Raw genomic sequence first — 22132 nt, forward strand, 5'->3', positions numbered from 1 at the left:
GCCCCGCTGGGGCTACCACCCCTCCCGCGTCGCTGACCTCGGCTTGGACGTCGCCTCGTCAGCCACCGCGGGCGCACCGGGTCGGCTTCCGCGCGGAAAGGGCGCACGGAAACGCACCGGGAGCGTCGTCTACCCCTTCGGGTCCCCGAGCCAGCCGCGTTCCTGGGCCAGCAGGGCTATCTGGAAGCGGGTCCGCGCGCCCAGTTGCCTGCCCAGATCGCTGATATGGGTCTGAACCGTCCGGCGACTGAGCCGCAAGGCGCGCGCGATGGCGTCGTCCTTCATCCCGGCGGACATCAGGCGAAGGATGTCCCGCGTCCGGCTGTGCACCACGCCGTCGTGTCTTTCCGCGCTCGCGGTGGGCGAAGCGGGCCGGCTTTCCAGCGCGAGGGGCACAGCACGCTCCCATACGCTCTCGAAAAGGGCGGTCAGTACGTCCAGCAGCGTCGAGGAGTGCACGACGAGTGAGCCCGCGGCGGGATCGTCGCTTCGTAGTGGCATGATCGCCGCGACGCCGTCGAAGATGACGAGTTTCATGGGAAGTCCGGGCAGGAGCCGCAGCTCTCCTTCCGCGGTGGTGCTCCGCAGGGCCGCCTCCAGGCAACCGTCGTCCGAGATTCCGTCGCTGTCGTACACGGACCGGAGCCGGACGCCGGGACGGACCGTGGCGCCCGTCGCGGTGGAGGCGTCGGCGGGGGCGATCCGCGAGGTCACATACGGCGGCTTCGCGAAATGCAGCACCTCGTGCCGACTGCTGCGCAGCAGGTGGGAGTAGCGGGCGCCGACTTGTTCGTCGCTCTCGACCACCTCGAAGAGATCCGTGGCGATCTGCCGGCCCGGGGCCGTGCGATAGATCTCGTGGAGCTGTTCCGCGTACAGCTCCGCTCTGGCCAACTCCTGGCGTTTACGGCCCAGAAGGGCGCCCAGCGAGGAGCGGGGCGGGCTGGCGCTCCAGCGCGTGGGCCGTTCCCCGACGCGCACGGCCAGGAGTTCGGCCTCCAGGGATCGCAGGGCGGTCCGGGCCGCCGTGGCCGGCACACCGATTCCCGCCGCGACCGCGTCCTCGTCCGCTTCCGGGTGGCCGACCAGGTATTCCAGCGCCTGCCGGGCGGTAGCGACCAGGCCGGTGCCGGCCCACAACGCGTCTGAGGAGGACACGTCCATCAGCGACTCCTCGGAAGATCGGAACGAGGTTCACGCCGATGCTACGCAAGTGCGCAACTGCGCGGGCTCGCAGACGGCGGATCTTGTCAGGCGGGACTGCCGAGGTCAGGATTATCACAGGTCACCAGCGTGGTGATCTCCGTTCCGCCACATGTTCCGGTCCGCCGACTCCGGTGGCCGCCGCGGGGTGTACACCCGACCCCCGGATACCCGCAGCCGACCGAATCTCAATTACCGAGCAGAAATGGCCCCGCATGTTTTCGGCGGAGGGCCCCATTGGCATGGAGATTTGTTTTCGGCCCTGGGCCCGAATCTCATTGCGCACCCAATGACATGCGCATGTAACACGCCGTTTATTGTCAATTGCGCTTTGAGGTACGCCAATTGAAGTCGGCGAATGCGGCTACGCGTATTCGCTGTCGGCCGGCAACCACGTACGAGTCGACCCTTGCAGTGCAAACTGAGGAGTAACGTTTTGCGCCTCTCACCGAGAACCGCCTCAGCTTTACGACGAAGAGCCGCCGCCTGCCTGACCGTCCTGAGCGCCGCCGCAATCACGGTCGTGGGCATGCAGATCCCGGCCCACGCGGCGGCGCCGTCGGTCTCACCGGCGTCCTCGGCCTCGTCGGCAGCCTCGGCCAAGAAGAAGGCCGCCCTCGAACCGACCTGCGCCACGCCCAAGAAGGGCGAGGCCGCCTGCTTCGCCCTGCGCCGCACCGACACCAGAGCCGTCAAGGGCCTGCTGGCAGCCTCCGTCACCCCCAGCGGCTACGGCCCCGCCGACCTGCAGAGCGCCTACAGCCTTCCCGCCGACGGCGGTGCGGGGCAGACGATCGCCATCGTCGACGCCTATGACGATCCCAGCGCCGAGGCCGACCTCGCCGTCTACCGCGAGCAGTACGGGCTGCCCGCCTGCACCGCCGCGAACGGCTGCTTCACCAAGGTCGACCAGCGCGGCGGTACCGACTACCCCGCGCCCGACGCCGGCTGGGCCGGCGAGATCTCGCTCGACCTCGACATGGTCTCCGCGGCCGCGCCGAACGCGCACATCCTGCTCGTCGAGGCGGACCAGCCGAGCTTCGAGGACCTCGGAGCCGCCGTCGACCAGGCGGTCGCGCTCGGCGCCAAGTACGTCTCCAACTCCTATGGCACCAACTACAGCAGCACCCCGGGCAGCGGTGAGACCCCGGACGAGACGACGTACGACACCCACTACAACCACCCCGGTGTCGCCGTGGTCGCCTCCTCGGGCGACAGCGACTACGGGGTGGCCTACCCTGCCGTCTCCCCCTACGTGACGTCCGTCGGCGGCACCTCACTGGTCCGGGACTCCGGCTCCGCGCGCGGCTGGTCCGAGTCGGTCTGGAACCGCAACGGCTACGGCCCGGGATCCGGTTGCTCCGTCTACGAGCCCAAGCCGGCCTTCCAGACGGACACCGGATGCGACAAGCGCACCGTCGCGGACGTCTCCGCCGTGGCCGACCCGGCCACCGGCGTCGCGGTCTACCAGACCTACGGCGGTGGCGGCTGGCAGGTGTACGGCGGCACCAGCGCCGCCTCTCCGATCATCGCCAGTGTGTACGCCGACGCCGGGACCCCCGTCGCGGGCACCTACCCCAACTCCTACCCGTACGCCTCCGGGACCGGTCTCAACGACGTGACCAGCGGTGACAACGGCACCTGCACCCCCGCGTACCTGTGCACCGCCGGTGCCGGCTACGACGGCCCGACCGGCCTGGGCACGCCCGACGGGCTGGCCGCGTTCCGCAGTGGCCCGCACGGGAAGCTCTCCGGCACCGTCACCGACGACAGCACCGGCAAGCCGGTCGCTGGAGCCACCGTCACCACCCAGGGCGGCGGCACCGCGCACACCGCTGCCGACGGGACCTACTCGCTCGTCCTGCCGGTCGGCAGCTACGACATCACCGTCGAAGCCTACGGCTACGCCACCGGCACCGCCTCCGGCGTGTCCCTCGCCGACGGCGACGCCCTCACCAAGGACTTCGCCCTGACCCCGGTCCCCAGCCGGACGGTCTCCGGCAAGGTCACCGACGGCTCCGGCCACGGGTGGCCGCTCTACGCCAAGATCACCGCGGACGGCGTCCCCGGCGGCCCGGTGTGGACGGACCCCCTCACCGGTGCCTTCGACCTGAAACTGCCCCAGGGCCACGACTACACGCTGCACGTGGACAGCGCCTATCCCGGGTACACGTCGCCCACCAGGAAGATCACCGTCGCGGACTCCGACCAGAGCCTGAACGTAGCGGTTCCGGTCGATTCGTGGGCGCCCACCGCGCCCGCCGGTTACTCGGTGAAGGACGAGGGCACCACCGAGACGTTCGACTCGACCGACTCCGCCCCGAAGGGCTGGAGTGTGGTCAACGCCGACGGGACGACCGGCGGCTGGACCTTCGACGACCCGGGCTCGCGCGGCAACACCACCGGCGGTGACGGCGGGTTCGCCATCGTCGACAGCGACCACTACGGCGGCGGAGCCACCCAGGACTCGCAACTGCTCAGCCCCGTGTACGACTTCACCGACAACTCCGCACCCGAGATCACCTTCGCCGATGACTACTGGGCCATCGGGGGCCAGAGCGCGGACGTCGACGCGACCACCGACGGCGGCGCCACCTGGACCACACTCTGGTCCGCCACCGGTAGCACCTCCGGCGGGGAGAAGGTCGAACTCCCGCTGACCGACTACGCCGGCGCGGCATCGGTGCAACTGCGCTTCCACTTCACCGGCTCGTTCGGCTGGTGGTGGAAGGTTGACAACGTTTTCGTCGGCGAACGCCACGTCACGCCCCTCCCGGGCGGTCTGCTCACCGGCACCGTGACGGATGCCAACACCTCCACGGGGCTTACCGGCGCCACCGTGACGAACAAGGACGACGGCAAGCAGACCACCGTCACCGTCGCCACCCCCGACGACCCCGCCCTGGGCGACGGCGTCTACGCCCTGTTCTCCTCCCTCGGCAGCCACGGCTTCACCGCGGCGAAGCCGCACTACACCGGGCTCGACAAGACGGTGAAGGTGCAGGCCGACAGCGCGGTCGGCGCGGACTTCGCACTCGGCGCCGGGCAGCTGACGCTGGACAAGACCTCCATCACCGCGTCGGTGGGCTGGGGCGAGCAGACCACCAAGACCCTGACGGTCAAGAACACCGGCACGGCACCCGCCACCGTCAAACTGGGGGAACAGCCCGGCGGGTTCAGCATCGAGTCCGCGGGCGGCGCCCCGCTGAAGCTGGTCAAGGGCACGTACTCCCCGCTGTCGAGCAAGGCCGCCGCGTCCGCCGCGGGCACCACGGCCAAGGTGGTCCCGGGGGCCGCCGGTGACGCCTGGCAGGCGGCCGCCGACCTGCCGGTGAAGCTGATGGACAACGCTGTCGCCTCCGACGACGGGAAGGTCTACTCCGCCTTCGGCTTCGACGGCAGCGCCGACACCAAGGACATGTACGTCCTCGATCCGGTCGCCGGCACCTGGACCGAGCTGGCCGCGGCGGCGGACACCCGGGAGGCTCCCGCCCACGGCTTCATCGACGGCAAGTTCTACGCCGTCGGCGGCTGGGGAGCCAGCGGCGACCCCGACTCCAAGCTGGAGATCTACGACCCGGGAAGCGACACCTGGACCACCGGCGCCGCCTCGCCCAAGCCGTACGCGGGCTCCGGCAGCGCCGTGCTCGACGGCAAGCTCTACGTGGTCGGCGGCTGCGGGGCGGACTCCTGCGGCTCCACGGATGTCACCGTCTACGACCCGGCCGCCGACAGCTGGTCCACGGTGGCCGCCTACCCGGAGCAGATCTCGTGGAGTTCGTGCGCCGGCATCGGCGGCGAGCTGTACTGCGCCGGCGGGTTCAACGGCAGCAGCGAGGTCAAGCACACCTACGTCTACGACCCCGCCGCCAACGCCTGGTCACAGGTCGCCGACCTGCCGGTCACCCTCTGGGGCGCCGCGTACACCTCCGCCAACGGTCTGCTCGTCACCGCGGGAGGCGTCACCCAGAACAGCATCACCAACCAGGGCTTCGCCCTCGACCCGAAGGCCGGCACCTGGACCGCCCTGCCCAACGCCGACACCGCCGCCTACCGCGGCGGAGGCGCGCTCGGCTTCTTCAAGGTCGGTGGCGGCGTCGCGCTCGCAACCCCCGCGACCACGGTGGAGGTGCTGCCGGGGTACGACCAGGGAGAGTCGAGCGACGTCAGCTGGCTGAGCGAGAGCGAACAACAGCTCACCCTTCAGCCCGGTAAGAGCTCGAAGGTGACGGTCACCCTGGACGCCTCCGTGGCCGAGGTGACCCAGCCGGGAGACTTCACCGCCCAGCTGTCCTTCAGCACCGACACTCCGTACTCCGTGCCCAGGCTCCCGGTGGAGATGCAGGTCGCCCCGCCCAGCACCTGGGGCAAGATCACCGGGACGGTGCTGGGGGTCACCGCCGGCGGCGGCACCGCGCCGATCGCCGGGGCGACCGTCCAGATCGACACCTGGGCCACGAGCTACACGCTGACGACGGACGCCCACGGCGGGTACGCCCTGTGGCTCGACGTCCGCAACAACCCGCTTCAGGTCATCGTGGCCAAGGACGGCTTCCAGCCGACCGTCGCGACGGTGAAGATCAAGAAGCGTTCCACCGTCACCAAGGACTTCACCCTCAAGAGAAAGTAGGACTCGTCGAAGGCGGCCGGGGTGGGAGGCTCCCGAACGGGGGCGTCCCACCCCGGCCTTGGCACCGGTCGCCCTGACCGGACCCCCGGCCGGTACCGTCACCAGGTCACGGGAAGCACGCTGACCCCGCCGGTGAGGGTGGTGCGCATCGGGAGGTCGTCGACGTCCTTGGCGAGCCGCAGCCCGGGCAGGCGCTCGGCCAGGGCGGCGAAGACGACGCGCAGTTCCGTGCGGGCCAGGCTCGCTCCGATGCAGAAGTGCGGGCCGTGGCCGAATCCGAGATGGTTGCGTTCCGGACGGTCGGGGTCGAACGTCTCGGCGTCGGTGTACACGGCCGCGTCGCGGTTGGCCGAGTTGACGGAGAGGATCACGGCGTCGCCGCATCGGATGGTGACCCCGGCGACGTCGACGTCGGTGTGGGCGTAGCGCAGCAGACCGAGGTCACCGGGCGCGCCCAGGCGCATGATCTCCTCGACGGTGGCGTTGACCCGGCCGGCGGGGTCGGCGACCAGCGCCTGCCACTGCTCGGGGCGGGTGAGCAGGAAGAGCGTGCCCAGCCCGATGCGGTTGACGGTGGTCTCGTGCCCGGCGAACAGCAGGCCGACGCAGAGCCTGATCATTTCGGAGTGGTCGAAGTCCGCGTCGGCGCTCTGGGCGCGTACCAGGTCGGAGATGACGTCCTCGCCCGGCCGGGCGCGTTTGGCCTCGGCGAGCGTGCTCATGTAGTCGTTGAACTCCTCCCGCGCCCGTTCGGCATCGTCCCCGATGGCGTAGTTCGCCATGCGTTCCGACAGCGACGCGAAGTGCTCGCGGTCGCTCTCGGGTACGCCGAGCAGCCGGCAGATGACCGCGACCGGCACCGGGAAGGCCAGTCCGGCATGCAGGTCGACCACCCCGTCGGGTGCGACGGCCCGCTCGGCGAGCAGCCGGTCGACACAGCCGTCCACGAGCTGCCGTACGTGATCGGAGAGCATCACCATGCGTCGGGCGGAGAAGGCGGGGGTGAGCAGCCGGCGCATCCGGGTGTGGTCGGCCTCCTCGGTGGCGTAGTTGCCCGAAGGGCCCTCCTGCACCGCGGCGGTGGTGATGCGGGACGCCCGTTCCGGCTCGGGATGGGAGCGGCCGAGCCGCTTGTCGCTCAGGAGGTCGCGCACTTCGTCGAAGCGGGTGACCAGCCAGGCCGGATCCCCGGCCGGTGTGGTGACCGGCGTGATCGGCGCCTCGCGGCGCAGCACCTCGTACAGGGGAGCGAGATCGAGCACGTTCGGCCGTGCGAAGGGCAGGCGGGAATGCTCGGCGGCACCGTTCATGGTCCTCCTCCTGGACCTCGGAACGTGATCTTCCGGCACTTCGACGGTAACACTTTATTGTCAGTCACTGCCAATAATGTTTTCGGCCAGTCGCCCCGTGGCCGGGGCGTGATTGGATCGCCCGATGAAGGACGTGACGGCGGACAGTGGCCCGATAGCGCCCCGCCGGGGACGGCCCCCGGTGAGCGACCGGCAACGGCAGCGGCAGCGCCTCGGCATCTCCCGTCACGCGGTCCGGCTGTTCGCGGCGCAGGGTGTGGCCGCCACCTCCGGCGAGCAGATCGCGCGGGCGGCCGGGGTCTCGGAACGCACCCTGTGGCGCCACTTCCCGAGCAAGGAAAGCTGTGTGGAGCCGCTGCTCAGCCAGTCCCTCGCGGCCTTCCAGGCGGTGCTGTACGCCTGGCCGCCCGACGTCGATCTGACCGAGCACCTGCGCGCCGCCTACCGGCCCGCGCCCGACGCGTCGTCCGACGAGGACACCGAGGCGGTTCTCACCGTGATCCGGATGACTCACGAGGAGCCCGCGCTGCGGGCCGTCTATCTGGTGCTCCGGGAGCGCGCGGAGGAGACGTTCACCGAAGTGCTCGCCGAACGCGCGGGCGGGTCGGCCGACTCGCTCGGCATCCGTATGCGGGCCGCCACCATGAGCGCCGTGCTCAAGGTGGCCACCGACGACCTGGCCGTGGCCGTGGCGGAGAAAGGCATCACCCCCGAGGCGCTGCGCCGGCACCGCGAGCAGCTCGCCGACGGCCTGCGGCTCGTCACCGCAGCCGTCGGGCAACGGTGATGCCTGCGGGCGCACTCCGCCTCCGCGGCGGACCTGTCGGCGAACGCCGTCCCGTGAGGACGGGCTGCCGCGCGCCGACGGAAGCGGTGCCCGGCGGCCGCCCCGCGCTATCGGGTGACCGTCACGGTGACGTCGTAGCGTCCCTGGCCCGGCGGGCAGCGCATGGCCTCCCCGCACGAATCGCGTCCGGCGGTGACCTGAGCCGTGCCGGGCCGCAGGGCGGTGAACCGCGCGGAGGAGATGCCGCAGCCGCGGCCGGGCGGGCAGCTCGCGGTGGCCGTGGTTCCGCCGCCGACGGGGGCGAGCACCCGCGGGTCCGAGCCGGCCGGGGTCGACCAGTAGGCGCTGTGCAGGCGCACCACGACGAGCGTGCCGGTGGCCACCCGGACCGTGGTTCCGCGGGCCCGTTCGTCGAGCACGACCGACCGGGTGGCGGATCCGGACGGTGCGGATGACGCGGACGAGGCGGGAGTCGGCGACGGCGGAGGGGAAACCGCCGGTCCGGCGGGGCCGGACGAACAGCCGCCCAGGGCGGCCGTCGCGGCTGCCGCGGCCAAGGCGGCGAGCCCGGCGCGCAGTGCGCGCCGGGCGGGGCACATGCGGACTGGCGAACGGAACACGGGCCCTCCGGTGGATGCCGCCCGGTACGGGCGCTCGGACGGCGGTGGGGGCGAGCCGACGGCTCGCCCCCACCGTACGGTTCGAGGGGTCAGGAGACGGTCACGTCGTCGTAGTAGGTGTAGGTCGCGTCACCCGCGTAGTTGTCGTCGTTGTTGGTGAGGGTGAGCGTGTACGTGTGGCCCGGGGTCACGGTGCCGGAGACCTGCTTCCAGCCCGCACCCTGGGTGCAGGTCTTGGCGAGCAGCGTCGTGGTGGTGCCGGCCGTGGTGTCCTGGAGGGTGGCCGTCGCCCAGTCGTAGGTCACCGTGTCCGGGCAGGTGACGTCGTACCAGAAGGAGACCTTGCTGGTGCCGGACGGGGCGGTGAAGGACTGGGAGACCGAGGAGGCGTTCGTCGGGCTGGTCGAGCCGACCAGCGCGCCGTAGCTGCCGCTGTGCGCCGCCGAGGCGGTGGCGGAGGTGCTGCCGCTGGTGGTCCAGCTCGACAGGCTGCCGGCCTCGAAGGTGCCGTTGGTGAGGGTGCCGCCACCGCCACTGCCGCCGCCGCCGACGATCGCGTGGGAGATGGCGCAGTTGTTGGTGTCGTTGGACCAGCTGGCCTGCTCGGCGAAGGTACCGGTGCCCATGGTGACGTTGGCCGCCCCGCCCGTGCTGCCGGGCGAGAGCCAGGCGCATTCGTCGGAGTTCTCCTGGCCGTTGTACGAGCTGCCGGTGTGGTTGGTCCAGCCGCCGGCCGGGTTCTGGTCGGACATCATCTCGTGCCATTCGTGGCCGAGCGTCATGGTCCAGCCGTCGAGCGTGCCGGGCGAGTTGACGAATCCGACGCCGCAACCGGAGCCGGAGTCCATGTTGTACGGCTGGTTGCTGAACGCGATGTCCCCGTAGGAGGAGGACACCGCACCGCCGGTGAGCGTGCTGTCGCCGTTGTAGTCGTGCCAGGCGCAGTACTGGCCCTGGTAGCTGTCCGGGTTGGTGTTGTGCGGCGAGAGGACGACGTAGTAGGCGTCACGGTTGGACGCGGCGGTGGTGTTGCCGAAGTGTCCGGCCGCCTTGACGGCTTCGACGCCGAGCTGGTGCCCGGTCGCGGCGCTCGGCGAGGCCGCCGAGTTGTCGTACCACACGCCGGACAGCACGCCGCCGCTCTGGTACGGGATGAAGTTCGCGTTGGACGGGCAACTGGTGGCGCCCGACGACACGTTGGGGCCGTCACACCACTGGGTGAGGTCCGCGGACCACCGCTCGTTCCCGGTGCCGATGTCCTTGAACATCTCCTGGGCGACCGGGGCCGCGCCGTCCGGGTCGCCGGAGAACGTGGCGTCGCCGCTGCTGTTGGTGCTCTGCGTGCCCCACTGCGAGCCGTAGAAGACCAGGTAGACCTTGGAGTGGCCGCTCTGCACACCGATGCCGTCGATGCCGCCGCCGTAGGACAGCGTCTCCGGGCCGGTCGCCGCGGCGGCGGCCGGGTGGCTGGCCGCCCAGGACTTCATCTTGGCGTTCCGCTGGATGGTCGGTATGACACCGTGCCGGTAGGAGTGCCGGTAGGCCGGGCTGTAGGGGTTGGATCTCACCGTGTGACCCGTGGCCTGGGGGGCGGCTGTCGCCTGGGGTATGGAGGCGAGTGCCGCGGCGGTGACGAGGGACAACGACGCTAGACCGGTCAGGGTCGCTCGGGCTGCGCCGCGGAGGTGGGGAGTGCCCATGGGTGATGGGGCCCTTTCTTCGCATGGACTCCGCCGTCGGTCCGGCGGAGGTGAGGTGCATGGAACGTCGACGAGGCGCATCACCGCCGGCCTGCTCCGGCCGTCGACGTTGACGCCCGTTTCGTCGCAGAGCAGGAGGAGAGGCCCGAGCGGCACCGGGTGACTGCACGGGCGATGTGCTCGGCAGTTGGGGAACTCACGCACGGTGTTGCGATCCGCGGGGAACTCTCGTCCTGGACCGGACTGATGGAAAGGCAGCGAGAAGCGTTCGCACTACGGCTTCTTGCCATCGGAATGGTGATGCGTTGTCAGACGCGGAGAAGCAAAGCAGAGTTGACGGGTTCAGGTCAATGGAAACGAATAGCTTTCTCACAGGAAGCTGTTCTGCGCCCTTCCGGACCGGATCGTCCAGTCGTCGCGCATCCGGAGCTTTCGCTGGTGGAGGGTCAAGTCCACGTAGATGCAGGCCAGTTGGGTGACCGGGCGGTCTGGCGGCTCGCGGCAGAGCGTCCGCCGCGAGTGGGGTCGCTGTACACAACGCACTTCTGAATTCGAAAAAGTTCGAGAAAATGCTCGGTCAAGAACAGGTAAGCGATGGTCAATTGATTGCCGTGACGGCTATTCGGGTTTTTTCCTCTCCCGCGAATCCCGGACCGGTTGCCCGGCATCGTGACGGCTTCCGCCGAGCGGGCCGCGCCCCGGTGTGGATGCGGCAGGTCTGCCGGTCCGGCGACGGCGCCCCCGTCACGCCTCGCTCGCGGCACCGGGCCGCTCACCATCCGCACCGGCCCCGCGCGGCACGCCGCGTCACAGCGGTCTCGGGGTCCGCCTCGCGCGGTCGGCGCGCACGCGAGCGGGGGTCTGCGCCCGCGTGGCGCGGCTTCGAGCGGAACCATGTCGCGGCGGGTGTCCTGGCCGGTGCGTGCGTGCGTGCGTGCGTGCGTGGTGGCGGTGGCAGTGGCGGTGGAGGCGGCGGTGGCGATGGCGGTGGCGATGGCGGTGCGGTGTGGTGCGGAAGGAGCCTTCGGCCGGGAACCGTAACTACCGCAAGTTTCCGGCGGTTCGGCCCGGCCGGCCGGCCGGTTTCGCGCTCGGGGTGGGTTCGCGTCCTCGTGTGACGTGAGCTCGGGTGCAAGGGTCGGCCGCGGTGCGACCACCCGGGTCCGTGTCTGACCTTCCGTGAACTTCGCGCGCAGAAAGTTCCGTTGGCCTCGTTGACATGCCGCAAGCACAGGCGTTTCACTCAACAGTCGTGTATGGCAACGTTGTCAGGCCGCCGTGGGGGCGACCGGGTTCGTTGCCTGTCGCCGGCATTCCGGTGTTTCTCGGCGCGCCGACACCTGATGTGCGAAGCATGAACTGCTGCGGAGGCAACCGATGGTGAGACCCCGACCTTCAGCCGCACCACGCCCCACCCGAGAAAGATTCCGCCAACGCCTTGCCGTGGTCTGCGTCCTGGGCATGGCAGCCCTGCCGCTCTCGGCGGTCGCGAGCGCCCATGCCGCAAGCACCGCGACACCGGCCCTCGTGACGGACCCGGCGTCCCTCGTCAACCCCCTCATCGGCACCTCCGGGGCCGTGGACACCTTCCCCGGCCCCGACATGCCGGCCGGCATGGTGCAGTGGGGCCCCGACACGACACCCGACCGCCCCGACGGCGGCGGCTACGAGTACGCCGACAAGAAGATCTCCGGCTTCAGCCTCACCCACGTGTCCGGACCCGGCTGCCCGGTCGCGGGCGACCTGCCCGTCCTGCCGGTGACGGGCGCGCTCTCGGGCGACCTCGGCAGCACGTCCGTCGGCTTCGGCCACGCCGACGAGCAGGCCGCCGTCGGGTCCTACAAGGTCACCGACGCCAACGGGGTCAGGACCGAGCTGACCGACACCACCCGGGCCGGTCTCGGCACCTTCACCTTCCCCGCCGGGCAGCAGGCGAACCTGCTGTTCAAGCTCAGCGGGGGCGCCACCCAGGTGGACGGCACCCGCGTCCAGGTGGTCAACCGCAAGGAGATCAGCGGCGCCGTCGACAGCGGCCACTTCTGCGGCGCGAGCAACCGGTACACGCTGCACTTCGACATCAAGTTCGACCGGCCGTTCACCGCCGGCGGCACCTGGGTCGGCAGCACCATCACCCCCGGCGCCAAGTCGCTGAAGGCGGGCAAGGTCCGGCAGGTCCCGCAGAAGTCCACGTCGACGCCGCTGAAGGAGAAGCACTTCACCGTCCCGGCCAAGCCGGACCCGACGGTCCACGGGAACGGTGCCAAGGCCTCCGGCACGGCCTCCCCGGCACCGAGCGCCGGTGCCGCCTCCCGGCTGTCCGAGACGGCCAAGGCCGCCCAGCCGCCCACGACCGGCGCGAACGGCATGTACCTCACCTTCGACACCTCCGCGAACCCCACGGTGACGGCGAAGGTCGGCATCTCGTACACGAGTGACGCCAACGCGGCGGACAACCTCGGCAAGGAGATCAAGAGCTGGAACGTGGGCGCCGTGGAGAAGGCCAACCATGACGCCTGGAACACGGTGCTGAGGAAAATCCGGGTCGGCGGCGGCTCCGCCGACCAGCGGACGCAGTTCTACACCGCGCTCTACCACGCCCTGCTGCACCCGAACGTCTTCTCGGACGACAACGGCCAGTACATGGGCATGGACAACCAGATCCACAAGCTGGCCAAGGGCCAGAAGGCCCAGTACGCCAACTACTCGGGCTGGGACACCTACCGCTCCCAGACCCAGCTGATGGCGATGGCCGAGCCCAAGGTCGCCAGTGACGTCGTCACGTCGATGCTCAACGGCTACGACCAGACGGGCCTGCTGCCCAAGTGGGCCTCGAACAACGGCGAGAGCTACGTGATGGTCGGTGACCCGGCCGCAGGCATCATCACCGACGCGTACGCCTTCGGCGCGAGGGACTTCGACACGGCCAAGGCCCTCGCCGCCCTCAAGCACGAGGCCACCGTCCCGAACAACGACCGCCCCGGCGAGTCGGTACGGGACGCCAAGGGCTACCTCCCGCTGGACGAGAACGACTACAACTGCTGCAACTTCTACGGCCCGGTCTCCACCCAGCTGGAGTACGACTCCGCCGACTACGCACTCGCCGCCTTCGCGAAGTCGCTCGGCAAGACGGCCGTCTACGAGAAGTTCGCCACCCGCGCCCAGGACTGGATGAACGTCTTCAACCCGCAGAGCGGCTACCTCCAGGCCAAGAACAAGGACGGCCAGTTCGCGGGCGGGTTCACCCCCGGCACCTCCAACGGCTTCGTGGAGGGCACCTCCGCCCAGTACACCCCCATGGTCCCCTTCAACCTGCAGCAGCTCATCCAGGCCCGCGGCGGCACCAAGGCGTACTCGTCCTACCTGGACAGCCTGCTCGACGACATCACGAACCCCGGCGGCACCGACGCCGACCTGAGCAACGAGCCCAGCGTGGAGATCCCCTGGGAGTACAACTACACCGGCGAGCCGTGGAAGACCCAGGCAGCCGTCCGCGCGGCCCAGCAGGACCTGTACTTCAACGCCCCGGTCGGCTCCTTCGGCAACGACGACCTGGGCGCCATGAGCTCCTGGTACGTCTGGTCCGAACTCGGTATGTACCCGGAGACCCCGGGCACGGACACCCTGGTGCTCGGCAGCCCGGCGTTCCCGGTGGCCCAGGTGACCCTCGGAAACGGCAGGACGGTGCGGATCAACGCGCCGCAGGCCGCACCCGACGCGCCGTACGTGCAGTCCCTGAACGTCAAGGGCAAGGCGTGGAAGAAGTCCTGGCTGACGTACCGGCAGTTCGGGGGCGCGGGCAGGCTCGACTACACGCTCGGCACCCACGCGAACACCTCCTGGGCGTCCGGCGCGTCGGCGGTGCCGCCGTCGGACACCACAGGCGGCGGCCGGGTACTGGCCGCGACCGGTCCGAGCAACGGCCTGGTCCTCCAGCCCGGCGCGGCCGGTGACGGCACCCTCGACCTGACCAACCTCGGCAGCAAGGCCGTCACGGTCGACTGGACGGCGACGGCGCCCTCCGGCGTCACACCGGACCCGGCGTCCGGCTCGCTGACCGTGCCCGCCTCGGGCAGCGCCGAGGCCAAGGTCCACGTGACCGCGGGCGCGAACGAGGGGACGTACCCGGTCACCTTCGCCCTGACCGACCACAGCACCGGTACGGCACTGTCCGGGGCGGCGCTCCGCGTGGCCGTCGCCAAGCCCGGCGCGCTGTGGCCGTACGCCACCAACGAGGGCATCTACCCCGACGGCAGCAGCTACTCGGGCGGCTTCGACGGCGGCGGCTGGGCCTACTCGCAGAACGCGCTGTCGGCGGCCGGTGTCACGAGCGGCGCCCCCCTCACGGTCGACGGCATCTCCTACACCTGGCCGACGGTGACGTCCGGTCAGCTCGACAACCTGGAGATGGCCGGCCAGACCCTCCCGATGCCGGCCGGCACCTCGGGGGCGTCGCTGGGGCTGCTGGGCGCGGCGGTCAACGCGCCGACCGACGGCAGCGGGGTCTCGGGCACACTGACCGTCACCTACACCGACGGCACCACCACCCGGGCGACGGTCGGCTTCTCGGACTGGACGCTCAACGGCGGACCGAGCAAGCCGCTGCCGAGCGACACGACGGCCGTCGCCACCGCCTACCGGAACACCGGGAGCGGCGGCCGGGACAACGTGAAGACCTACGTCTTCGCCACCAAGGTCGCGCTGGATCCGTCCAAGCAGGTGGCGTCGGTGACGCTGCCGGTGACCGGTTCGACGGGCACCGACCACCTGTTCGCCTACGGCTTCGGTCAGTAACTCCGCCAAGAGGAGGAGGGCCGGTTCCCCGGGGACACGCCCCGGGGAACCGGCCCTCCTCACGTCCGCCGCTACTGGACCCAGCAGTTCTTGGCCGTCCCGTAGATCGGGTCACCGAAGACCGTGTTGCCGCAGGGCGTGCCGCCCGTGAAGCTGCCGTAGAAGTAGTGGCCGTCGGCCCCGTAGGCGACCTCGTGGGTGCCGGTGAACGAACAACTCGCGTTCTCCGCACCGCACTTCGTCCAGGAGACGAAGGACGGCGGCGCACCGACGAGGTAGCACGACTTGACGGTGCCTCCCGCCGGATCACCGAACACGGCGTTGGAGCAGCTCGTGTTGCCGCCCAAAGTGGCATAGGAATAGCTGCCGTTGGCGCCGTAGGCCACTGTCATCACGCCGCTGTACGAGCAGGTCTCGTTCTCGCCCGCGCACCGCGCCCACACGTCGGCCGTCGGAGGTGCGGGTTCGGCGTAGCACGACTTCACCACCCCGGTCGCGGGATCGCCGAAGGCGCCGACGCCGCACGCGGTCGGGCCGCTCTCGGTGCCGTAGTCGAACCTGCCGTTCGCTCCGAACGCCACGGCCGAACTCTCGTTGACCAGGCATGTCTCGCCCTCGCCCGCACACGGGTTCCAGGTGCCCGGCAGGGCCTGGACGGTGGTGCCCGTGCCGCCGGTCGTGTACGCCGCGACGTAGTCGACGCTCATGGTGGCCCCCGAGGTGGTGGAACCGGAGGGAGTGGTGCAACCGCACGCGCCGTTGGGGAAGCTGCCGCCCATGGCGAGGTCGAGGATGATCGACAGGTTGTGGTCGAAGGCGGCCTGCCAGGTGGCGGTGCCGACCTGGCTCTCGTCGACCGAGAAGTAGGCGTTGCCGTCCAGGTAGAAGGTGATGGACTCGGCCGAGGTGTCGGTGCGGTCGAGGATCATCGAGTACGTGTGGTAGCCCGTCTGGCAGCCGCCGCAGGCCCGCAGACCGCTGGTGATGCCGGTGCCCTCCTTGCACGGTCCGTCGGGATAGACGCCGCAGTGGATGGTGCCGGCCACCTGGGACAGGGCGTTGACGTCCTCCATGATGTCGATCTCACCGTTCTCCGGCCACTGGCCGGGACCGAGCATCCAGAACGCGGGCCAGTACCCGGAGCCGGCGTCCGGGTTCGGCTGCATGATCGACGCGGTGACCATGAGCTTGCCGCCGACCGGTGCGCCCACGCTCGCGGTCGGCGTCTGGATGCGGCCCGACGTCCACGCTCCACCGGAGTTGAGGGCGGTGATGGCGAGGTTGCCGTTGCCGTCCAGGCGGGTGTTGGCGGTGGAGGCGGTCATCGTCTCGATCTCACCGGTCCCGAAGCTGGAGCCGGGGCCCGTGTCGAACATCCAGTTCGCCGCCGAGGGAGCCGTGCCGGCAGCCCCGTTGAAGTCGTCGGCGAAAACGGTCGACCAGCCGGAGGGCGCCCCGGGCTGGGCGGCACCGGCGGCCGTGCTGAACGCGAGGGTGCAGAGCAGGGCGCTGATCAGCGCCAGGACGGGGATGCGCAAGGGTCTCCAGCCAACCATGTTCCACCTGCTTTCGGTCTTTCGGGTCTCGTTGACGGCGTGCGAAGGGGGCGTGCGGAGGGGGGCGTGTGGGGTCACTGGACGTAGCAGGCCTTGACGGTGCCGGCGGCCGGGTCGCCGAAGACCGTGTTGCCGCAGGGCGTGCCGCCCGTGAAGCTGCCGTAGGAGTAGTGGCCGTCGGCCCCGTAGGCGACCTCGTGGGTGCCGGTGAACGAGCAACTGCCGTTCTCCGCAGCGCACGTTGTCCACGTGGTGAACGAGGGCGGCGGGGCCGTCAGGTAGCAGGACTTGGCGGTGCCGGGGGCGGGGTCGGTGAAGACCGAGTTGCTGCAGGCGCTGCTCGGCACGGTGGCGTAGGCGTACGTGCCGTTCGCGCCGTAGGCCACGGTCATCACGCCGGCGTACGAGCAGGTGCCGCCCTCGGTGGCGCACGGCGCCCAGACGCTCGTCGTGGGTGGCGGTGTCTGGACGTAGCAGGCCTTGGCCATGCCGCTGATCGGGTCGTCGCCGAACGCCGTGTTCGTGCAGGCGGTGCTGCCGGTGGCGGTGAGGTACGTGAACCGGCCCTGGGCGCCGAAGGCCAGGGTCTGCGTGCCGGAGACCGCGCAGGTCCCGTTCTCCAGCGCGCACTGTGCCCAGGTGCCCGGCAGCGCGGAGTGCTCGGTGGGCGACACGGTGCCCGTGGTGGGGTAGGCGACGGTGTACGAGCCGGGTTGTACGCCGCGGAAGTATATGTAGTCGGCGTCCTGGTCCGCGCCGGCTATCCCGGCGGCGCCGGTGAAGGCGGTGCCGTTCCAGGCGGTGGTGCCGTTGATGGTGACGGTGTGGCTCTGGCCGAACCTGGGTACGGCGATCACCCCGGTGGAGCCGGTGTCGGAGCCCGTGTCGACCTGCATGGTGAAGTCGCCGGCGGCGGGGTGGTCGTAGCTGACGTGGACGGTCTTCCCGGCGGCGACGGTCAGGGTGCCCTCGACGTGGGTGAGGTCGCCGGGATGCGGGACCACCTGGTAGGCGGTGCCGCCCGCGCTGGTCGGCTGGATGCCCAGGACGTCGGAGGTGAGCGCGCCGGTGGGGCCGGTGGACCAGCCGTGCGCCATGCTCGTGTAGGCACCGCCGTAGGGGCCGACATCCCCCTGGTTCGAATACCCCTCCCAGAACGTGCTGTTGGTGCCGATCGGAGAGTCGAGCATGAAGCCCCACTCGGTCCTGATGAGGTTCAGGGCGTTGGTGTCGTCACCGGCGGCGAGGTGGGCGTAGACCTCCATGGAGCCGGTGAACGGCGAGATGTTGTTGTTCCACTCCGGGGTCTGCGAGCCGCGGCTGCCCCAGCGGGTGCGCAGGTAGGCGGTCACGCTGTCGGCCTGTGCGGCGGAGGAGGTGACGCCGTACCAGACGGCGAGGGAGTTCCCGTCCTGCGGGTGGACGGTGCTGGTGGGGTTGTCCTGGTAGGCGCCGGCGGACGCGTCCCAGAGGCGGGAGTTGATCTGCGTTCTGAGTGCCGCGGCCTGATTGCCGTAGCTGGTCGCCAGCGTGCTGTCGCCCTCGGTGCGGGCCAGGGACGCGCCGGTGGTCAGGACCCGGTAGAGCATCGCGTTGGCTGCGATGTTCTCCCCGCCTTGGCCGGTACGGGCCCAGTCCAGGGTCCCGGTGACATCGAGCAGGCCGTTCCCGTCGACTTTGGCGGTGATGAAGTCGACGCCTCGCTTGTACCGCGCCCAGACGCCGTCGAGCCAGGTCCGGTCGGCGCTGTCCAGGTAGTAGGTGTAGGTGCCGAGCAGCGTCCACATGTGGTAGGTGTCGGAACCGAAGAAGTTGAACTCCGGTCCTGCCCAGGGCAGTTCACCCGACGACTGCTGCATCTGGTACACGGTGGTCAGCGAGTTGCGGGCGGCGGTCAGGTCGTCGGTGCTGACATAGGCCGTGGGCAGGGAGATGCCCATGTCGCCGGGCCAGACGGAGCGGTCACGTTTGGCGCCGTCGGTGAGGACCTCACTGCCCACCCCCACCACGCCGTTGTTCTCCCACCCGGAGGAGGGCAGGGGCCACACCCGCCCCTGGGCCGGATCGATGGTGTCCATCTGGACGGTGTAGGCACCCGCGTACCAAATGCGGTTGAGCAGAGTGTCGTTGGAGTAGAAGTAGTCCGGGTAGGCGGCCGGATTCGTGGCTCCGGGGGCAGCCGAGAACGCGAGCGAGACACCGTTGACGTCCACCCAGCCACCGGAGTCGAGGAAGAGCGTCAGATAGCGGAAGCCGCCGCGCAGCTTGTCGGCGGGCATGGTGTAGCTGCCGGCGCCGCCCACCGTCGCGTAGATCGCGCCGTCCGTCCCGCCGCCCGAGTTGTCACTGCTGTTGCCGACGTACGCCGACGACTCGCTGAAGGCCAGCCCCACGCTCTGCCCGCTGCCGCTGGCCCCGGAGAAGCTGAGGGTGACGATGCCGCCGACCTCCTTGCCGAAGTCCAGGGTCACGGCGGAGCCGTTGCCGTTCAGGCGGGTGGCCTGGTGCGAGAGCACATGGGTGGGATCGCTCACCGACCCGGCGGTCCGGTACACCGACACCGGTGCCAGCGTCCGGGAGGTCGGCGCGACGTTGTACTGGTCGCCGGGGGTGGCGGCGGCCGTGGTGGCGGCCGTCGCCGGGGGCGGTGACTCGAAGGGTGCCACGCCGCCGAAGGCCAGGCCGAGGCCGACGACGAGCGCGATGCGGAACGCGGCTTTCACGGGATGGTTCTCCTCGGTGTCGAAGGGAAGGGGCCGGGCACGAGAGTGACCCGGGTGTGATTGGAACGTTTCATTTCAGGCCGCCGACGGCCGGGTGGGCGTACCGTCCCGCGGCGCCTGTGGTGCCGCCTGCCCGTCGGCCGTCCGCTGGCGGCCCGGTCCGTCGGCGAAGGCGACGGTGAAGAACCTGGTGCCGTAGCTGTTCGCGGCGTCGGCCAGGGTGACATTTCCCGGCCGGGTGTCCATGGGAGGCGGGATGTCTTGGTCCGGCCGCGGGTTGGGGCTGGGCGGCGCGGACGCCGGTGACGGTATGGCCGGTCCGGCTGTGTCGGCGGCTTCGGCCGGTGTGGGAGCGGCGATTACGGATCCGGATCTCGAACCTGTGCGCATGCGATCTGCTTCTCCTCGTGGAGCGGGGGACGGGAGACGGGAGAGGTGGCATGAATCGATTCAAAAACGAGCCGCACTAATGGTGCAGACCAATGGGGTGTGGTGGTTCAGGCAAGCAGTGTTGACGAGGGCAAGTCAAGATGGCTGCACGCGCGTTGCCACGGCGGGCAGGCGGGCAGGCGGGCAGGCGGGCACGCGGGCACGCGGGCACGCGGACCGGGCGGCGTGGCGATGCGGTTCGCCGCCCTGCCGCCCGGTCCTCGGTGTGCGCGGTGCCGTCAGGCGAGGGTGAAGTCGTCGGCGTAGACGTCGGACTGGCCGTACCAGCCGTGGACGTAGACGGTGACCGATCCGCTGCTGCCGGTGGTGAAGCTGACCGTGAGCTGGTTCCAGCTGCCGCTGTTCGACCAGGTGCTCGCGGTGGCACCGCCGCTGACTCCGACGTAGGCGTACGGGCCCTGCACCCAGGCGGTGAGCGTGTAGCTGTGGTTGGCGGCCAGGGTGACGCTCTGGTCGCACTCGCCGGTGCTGCTGGAACTCGGCGTGACCTGGAGGCTGTGGCTGCCGCTGTGCACCGGGCCGGCGACCACCGTGCTGCCGCCCGTGCAGGTCCAGGGGCTCGGACTGCCGGTCTCGAAGCCCGCGTTGGTCAGCGAGCCGCCGCCACCGCCGCCGCCGCCGGAGGACGTGACCGTGAGCGTGTAGGTCGCGCTGTGGCTGCCGCCGGCCGCGGTGCCGGTGACGGTGATCGGGTAGGTGCCCGCGGCGACGGACGAGCCGACCGTCGCCGTCAGTGTCGAACTGCCGCCGGAGCTCACGGTGGCGGGGCTGAAGGAGACGCTGACGCCCGAGGGTGCGCCGGAGGCCGTGAGGCTGACGGACTCGGCGCCGCCGGAGGTGACGTTCGTGGCGACGGTCGTGGTCGCCGAGCCGCCCTGGGCGACCGAGGCGGAACCCGGCGACAGGGACAGGGAGAAGTCGCTGGTGGTTCCTCCGCCGCCCGAGCTGCCCTCGTAGGGCACGAACGCGTCGGTGAAGGCGAGGCTGTTCTGGCTGATCTCGCTACAGGTGGACAGCGAGTTGGCGCTGCCGCTGCACGGCTGGTCCCGGTTGGCCGACCAGAACGCCAGCCGTCCGACGCCGTTCTGCGCGGCGAAGCCCTCCACCGTCTGGGCGTCCGCGAGCGTGAACGTGGACCCGTCGTCGTTCTTGCCGATCATCGGGGTGATGCCGAGGTTGGCGTAGGTGTAGCCCGAGTCGACGGACTGCATCTGCGTCAGTGTGGCCCTGGCCGCGGAGAGGGCGGCCTGCCCCATCTCGGTGCCGGTGCCCGCGTAGTAGTCCATGGTCATGATGTTGACCACGTCGATCTTGATGCCCGCGGTCTTGGCGGCCTTGAGGATGTTGACGCCGTCGTTCGTGAGGCCGCTCGTCAGCACCGGCAGGGTCATGGAGAACTGCAGGTTCGGGTGGGACGCCTTGAGGTCCTTCATCGCCTGCATCTGGCGGGCCGCGGCGGCGGTGTCGGCGATGGCGGCGCCCTCGACGTCGAAGTCGAGCTGGGTGACGCCGTAGTCGTTGATGATGGCCTGGTATCCGGCGTCGATGCTGCTCTGGGTGGAGCAGGTCCAGGCGAGCGGCTCACCGCTCGCCCCGCCGGAGGAGATGATGACGGAGGCGCCCTCGGACTTCGCTCTGGCGATCTCGGGGTCGGTGTAGGAGTCGTTGCCTATGGGGAGCGTGTCGCCCCATATCTGGGTGCAGCCCTCGCCGAGCACGAAGGCCGCCGTGTAGGCCTTCAGGCCGTGTCCGGTGACGGCGGTGTCGAGCAGTCCTTCCTGACTGTTCGACATGTCGACGTAGGGAGCCACGGAGTAGACGCTGCTCGCCGCGGCGTTGCCGGCGGGGGCCAGCGCGACGGTGACGCCGGTGGCCGCGAGTGCGAGGGCACACGCGGAGGCCGCGAATCTTGCCAGGTGCATGACAGTGGCCCTTTCGGGATGCCCATCGAGGGCGGGGCGGTGGGGGGTGGGCCGGGATTTGGTACATACCAAACCGCCGACGGGCCCTTCCGTCAAGAGGACTAGACCAACTGACTGTCATTCGGATCCGGGAACGCGGATGTCGCCGAGTGCTGCCGTGGAACGCGATGCCGACGGCGCGTGCGTACTCGGGGGCTCCGGCCGGGGACGTCCGGGGCTCCGGCTGGGGGTGCTCGGGGCTCCGGCTGGGGACGTCCGGGGCTCCGGCTGGGGGTGCTCGGGGCTCCGGCCGGGGACGCCCGGGGCCCTGGCTGGGGCCGACCGGGCGAGGTGAGGCCGACCGCGGCGGGCGGTCGGGGTCGTCGACGGTCGGCCTGGTGCCCTCAAGAGGGCTACGGAGCGGCGGGGGAGTGGGGCGGCGGCCCCGCCCCACTCCCCGC

The 22132-nt window shown here is 70.4% G+C and carries 11 protein-coding genes; 3 read left to right on the forward strand and 8 right to left on the reverse strand.

The features are described 5' to 3' along the window. Positions 1 to 129: 129 nt before the first annotated feature. The gene (locus AB0P24_RS04735) at positions 130 to 1164 is read right to left on the reverse strand and encodes a LuxR C-terminal-related transcriptional regulator (protein WP_365790750.1); all 1035 of its coding nucleotides are present in this window, start codon (positions 1162 to 1164) and stop codon (positions 130 to 132) included. 568 nt (positions 1165 to 1732) lie between these two features. Here AB0P24_RS04735 and AB0P24_RS04740 point away from each other — a divergent pair. After that, complete coding sequence (locus AB0P24_RS04740; protein WP_365790751.1) at positions 1733 to 5833, forward strand: carboxypeptidase regulatory-like domain-containing protein; 4101 nt, start codon at positions 1733 to 1735, stop codon at positions 5831 to 5833. 98 nt (positions 5834 to 5931) lie between these two features. Here the strand turns inward: AB0P24_RS04740 and AB0P24_RS04745 are convergent, their stop codons facing one another. Beyond that, the gene (locus AB0P24_RS04745; protein ID WP_365790752.1) at positions 5932 to 7143 is read right to left on the reverse strand and encodes a cytochrome P450; all 1212 of its coding nucleotides are present in this window, start codon (positions 7141 to 7143) and stop codon (positions 5932 to 5934) included. A gap of 181 nt (positions 7144 to 7324) precedes the next feature. Between AB0P24_RS04745 and AB0P24_RS04750 the strand changes: the two genes are divergently transcribed. After that, on the forward strand, positions 7325 to 7930 hold the full coding sequence (locus tag AB0P24_RS04750) for a helix-turn-helix domain-containing protein (protein ID WP_365790753.1): 606 nt from the start codon (positions 7325 to 7327) through the stop codon (positions 7928 to 7930). 107 nt (positions 7931 to 8037) lie between these two features. Here the strand turns inward: AB0P24_RS04750 and AB0P24_RS04755 are convergent, their stop codons facing one another. After that, positions 8038 to 8349 (reverse strand): hypothetical protein, encoded by a 312-nt coding sequence (locus AB0P24_RS04755; RefSeq protein ID WP_365790754.1) that lies wholly within the window; start codon positions 8347 to 8349, stop codon positions 8038 to 8040. Between the two features lie 290 nt (positions 8350 to 8639). Next, on the reverse strand, positions 8640 to 10118 hold the full coding sequence (locus AB0P24_RS04760) for a hypothetical protein (protein WP_365790755.1): 1479 nt from the start codon (positions 10116 to 10118) through the stop codon (positions 8640 to 8642). A 1593-nt stretch (positions 10119 to 11711) separates the two neighbouring features. Between AB0P24_RS04760 and AB0P24_RS04765 the strand changes: the two genes are divergently transcribed. Beyond that, positions 11712 to 15041, forward strand: coding sequence for a lectin (locus AB0P24_RS04765; RefSeq protein ID WP_365790756.1), 3330 nt, complete (start codon positions 11712 to 11714; stop codon positions 15039 to 15041). 71 nt (positions 15042 to 15112) lie between these two features. Here AB0P24_RS04765 and AB0P24_RS04770 read toward each other — a convergent pair whose 3' ends face one another. The 4 genes from AB0P24_RS04770 to AB0P24_RS04785 all read right to left on the reverse strand — a co-directional run bounded on the left by AB0P24_RS04770 (position 15113) and on the right by AB0P24_RS04785 (position 21692). Next, positions 15113 to 16579, reverse strand: coding sequence for a family 16 glycosylhydrolase (locus tag AB0P24_RS04770; protein WP_365790757.1), 1467 nt, complete (start codon positions 16577 to 16579; stop codon positions 15113 to 15115). Between the two features lie 92 nt (positions 16580 to 16671). Continuing rightward, the gene (locus tag AB0P24_RS04775; protein WP_365790758.1) at positions 16672 to 19320 is read right to left on the reverse strand and encodes a trehalase family glycosidase; all 2649 of its coding nucleotides are present in this window, start codon (positions 19318 to 19320) and stop codon (positions 16672 to 16674) included. A 75-nt stretch (positions 19321 to 19395) separates the two neighbouring features. Further along, positions 19396 to 19566, reverse strand: a complete 171-nt coding sequence (locus tag AB0P24_RS04780; protein ID WP_365790759.1) for a hypothetical protein — start codon at positions 19564 to 19566, stop codon at positions 19396 to 19398. A gap of 422 nt (positions 19567 to 19988) precedes the next feature. Further along, positions 19989 to 21692, reverse strand: coding sequence for a carbohydrate binding domain-containing protein (locus AB0P24_RS04785; protein WP_365790760.1), 1704 nt, complete (start codon positions 21690 to 21692; stop codon positions 19989 to 19991). Between the last annotated feature and the right edge of the window lie 440 nt (positions 21693 to 22132).

This window comes from Streptomyces sp. NPDC086519 (assembly GCF_040686075.1).
GTDB classification, from domain to species: domain Bacteria; phylum Actinomycetota; class Actinomycetes; order Streptomycetales; family Streptomycetaceae; genus Streptomyces; species Streptomyces shenzhenensis.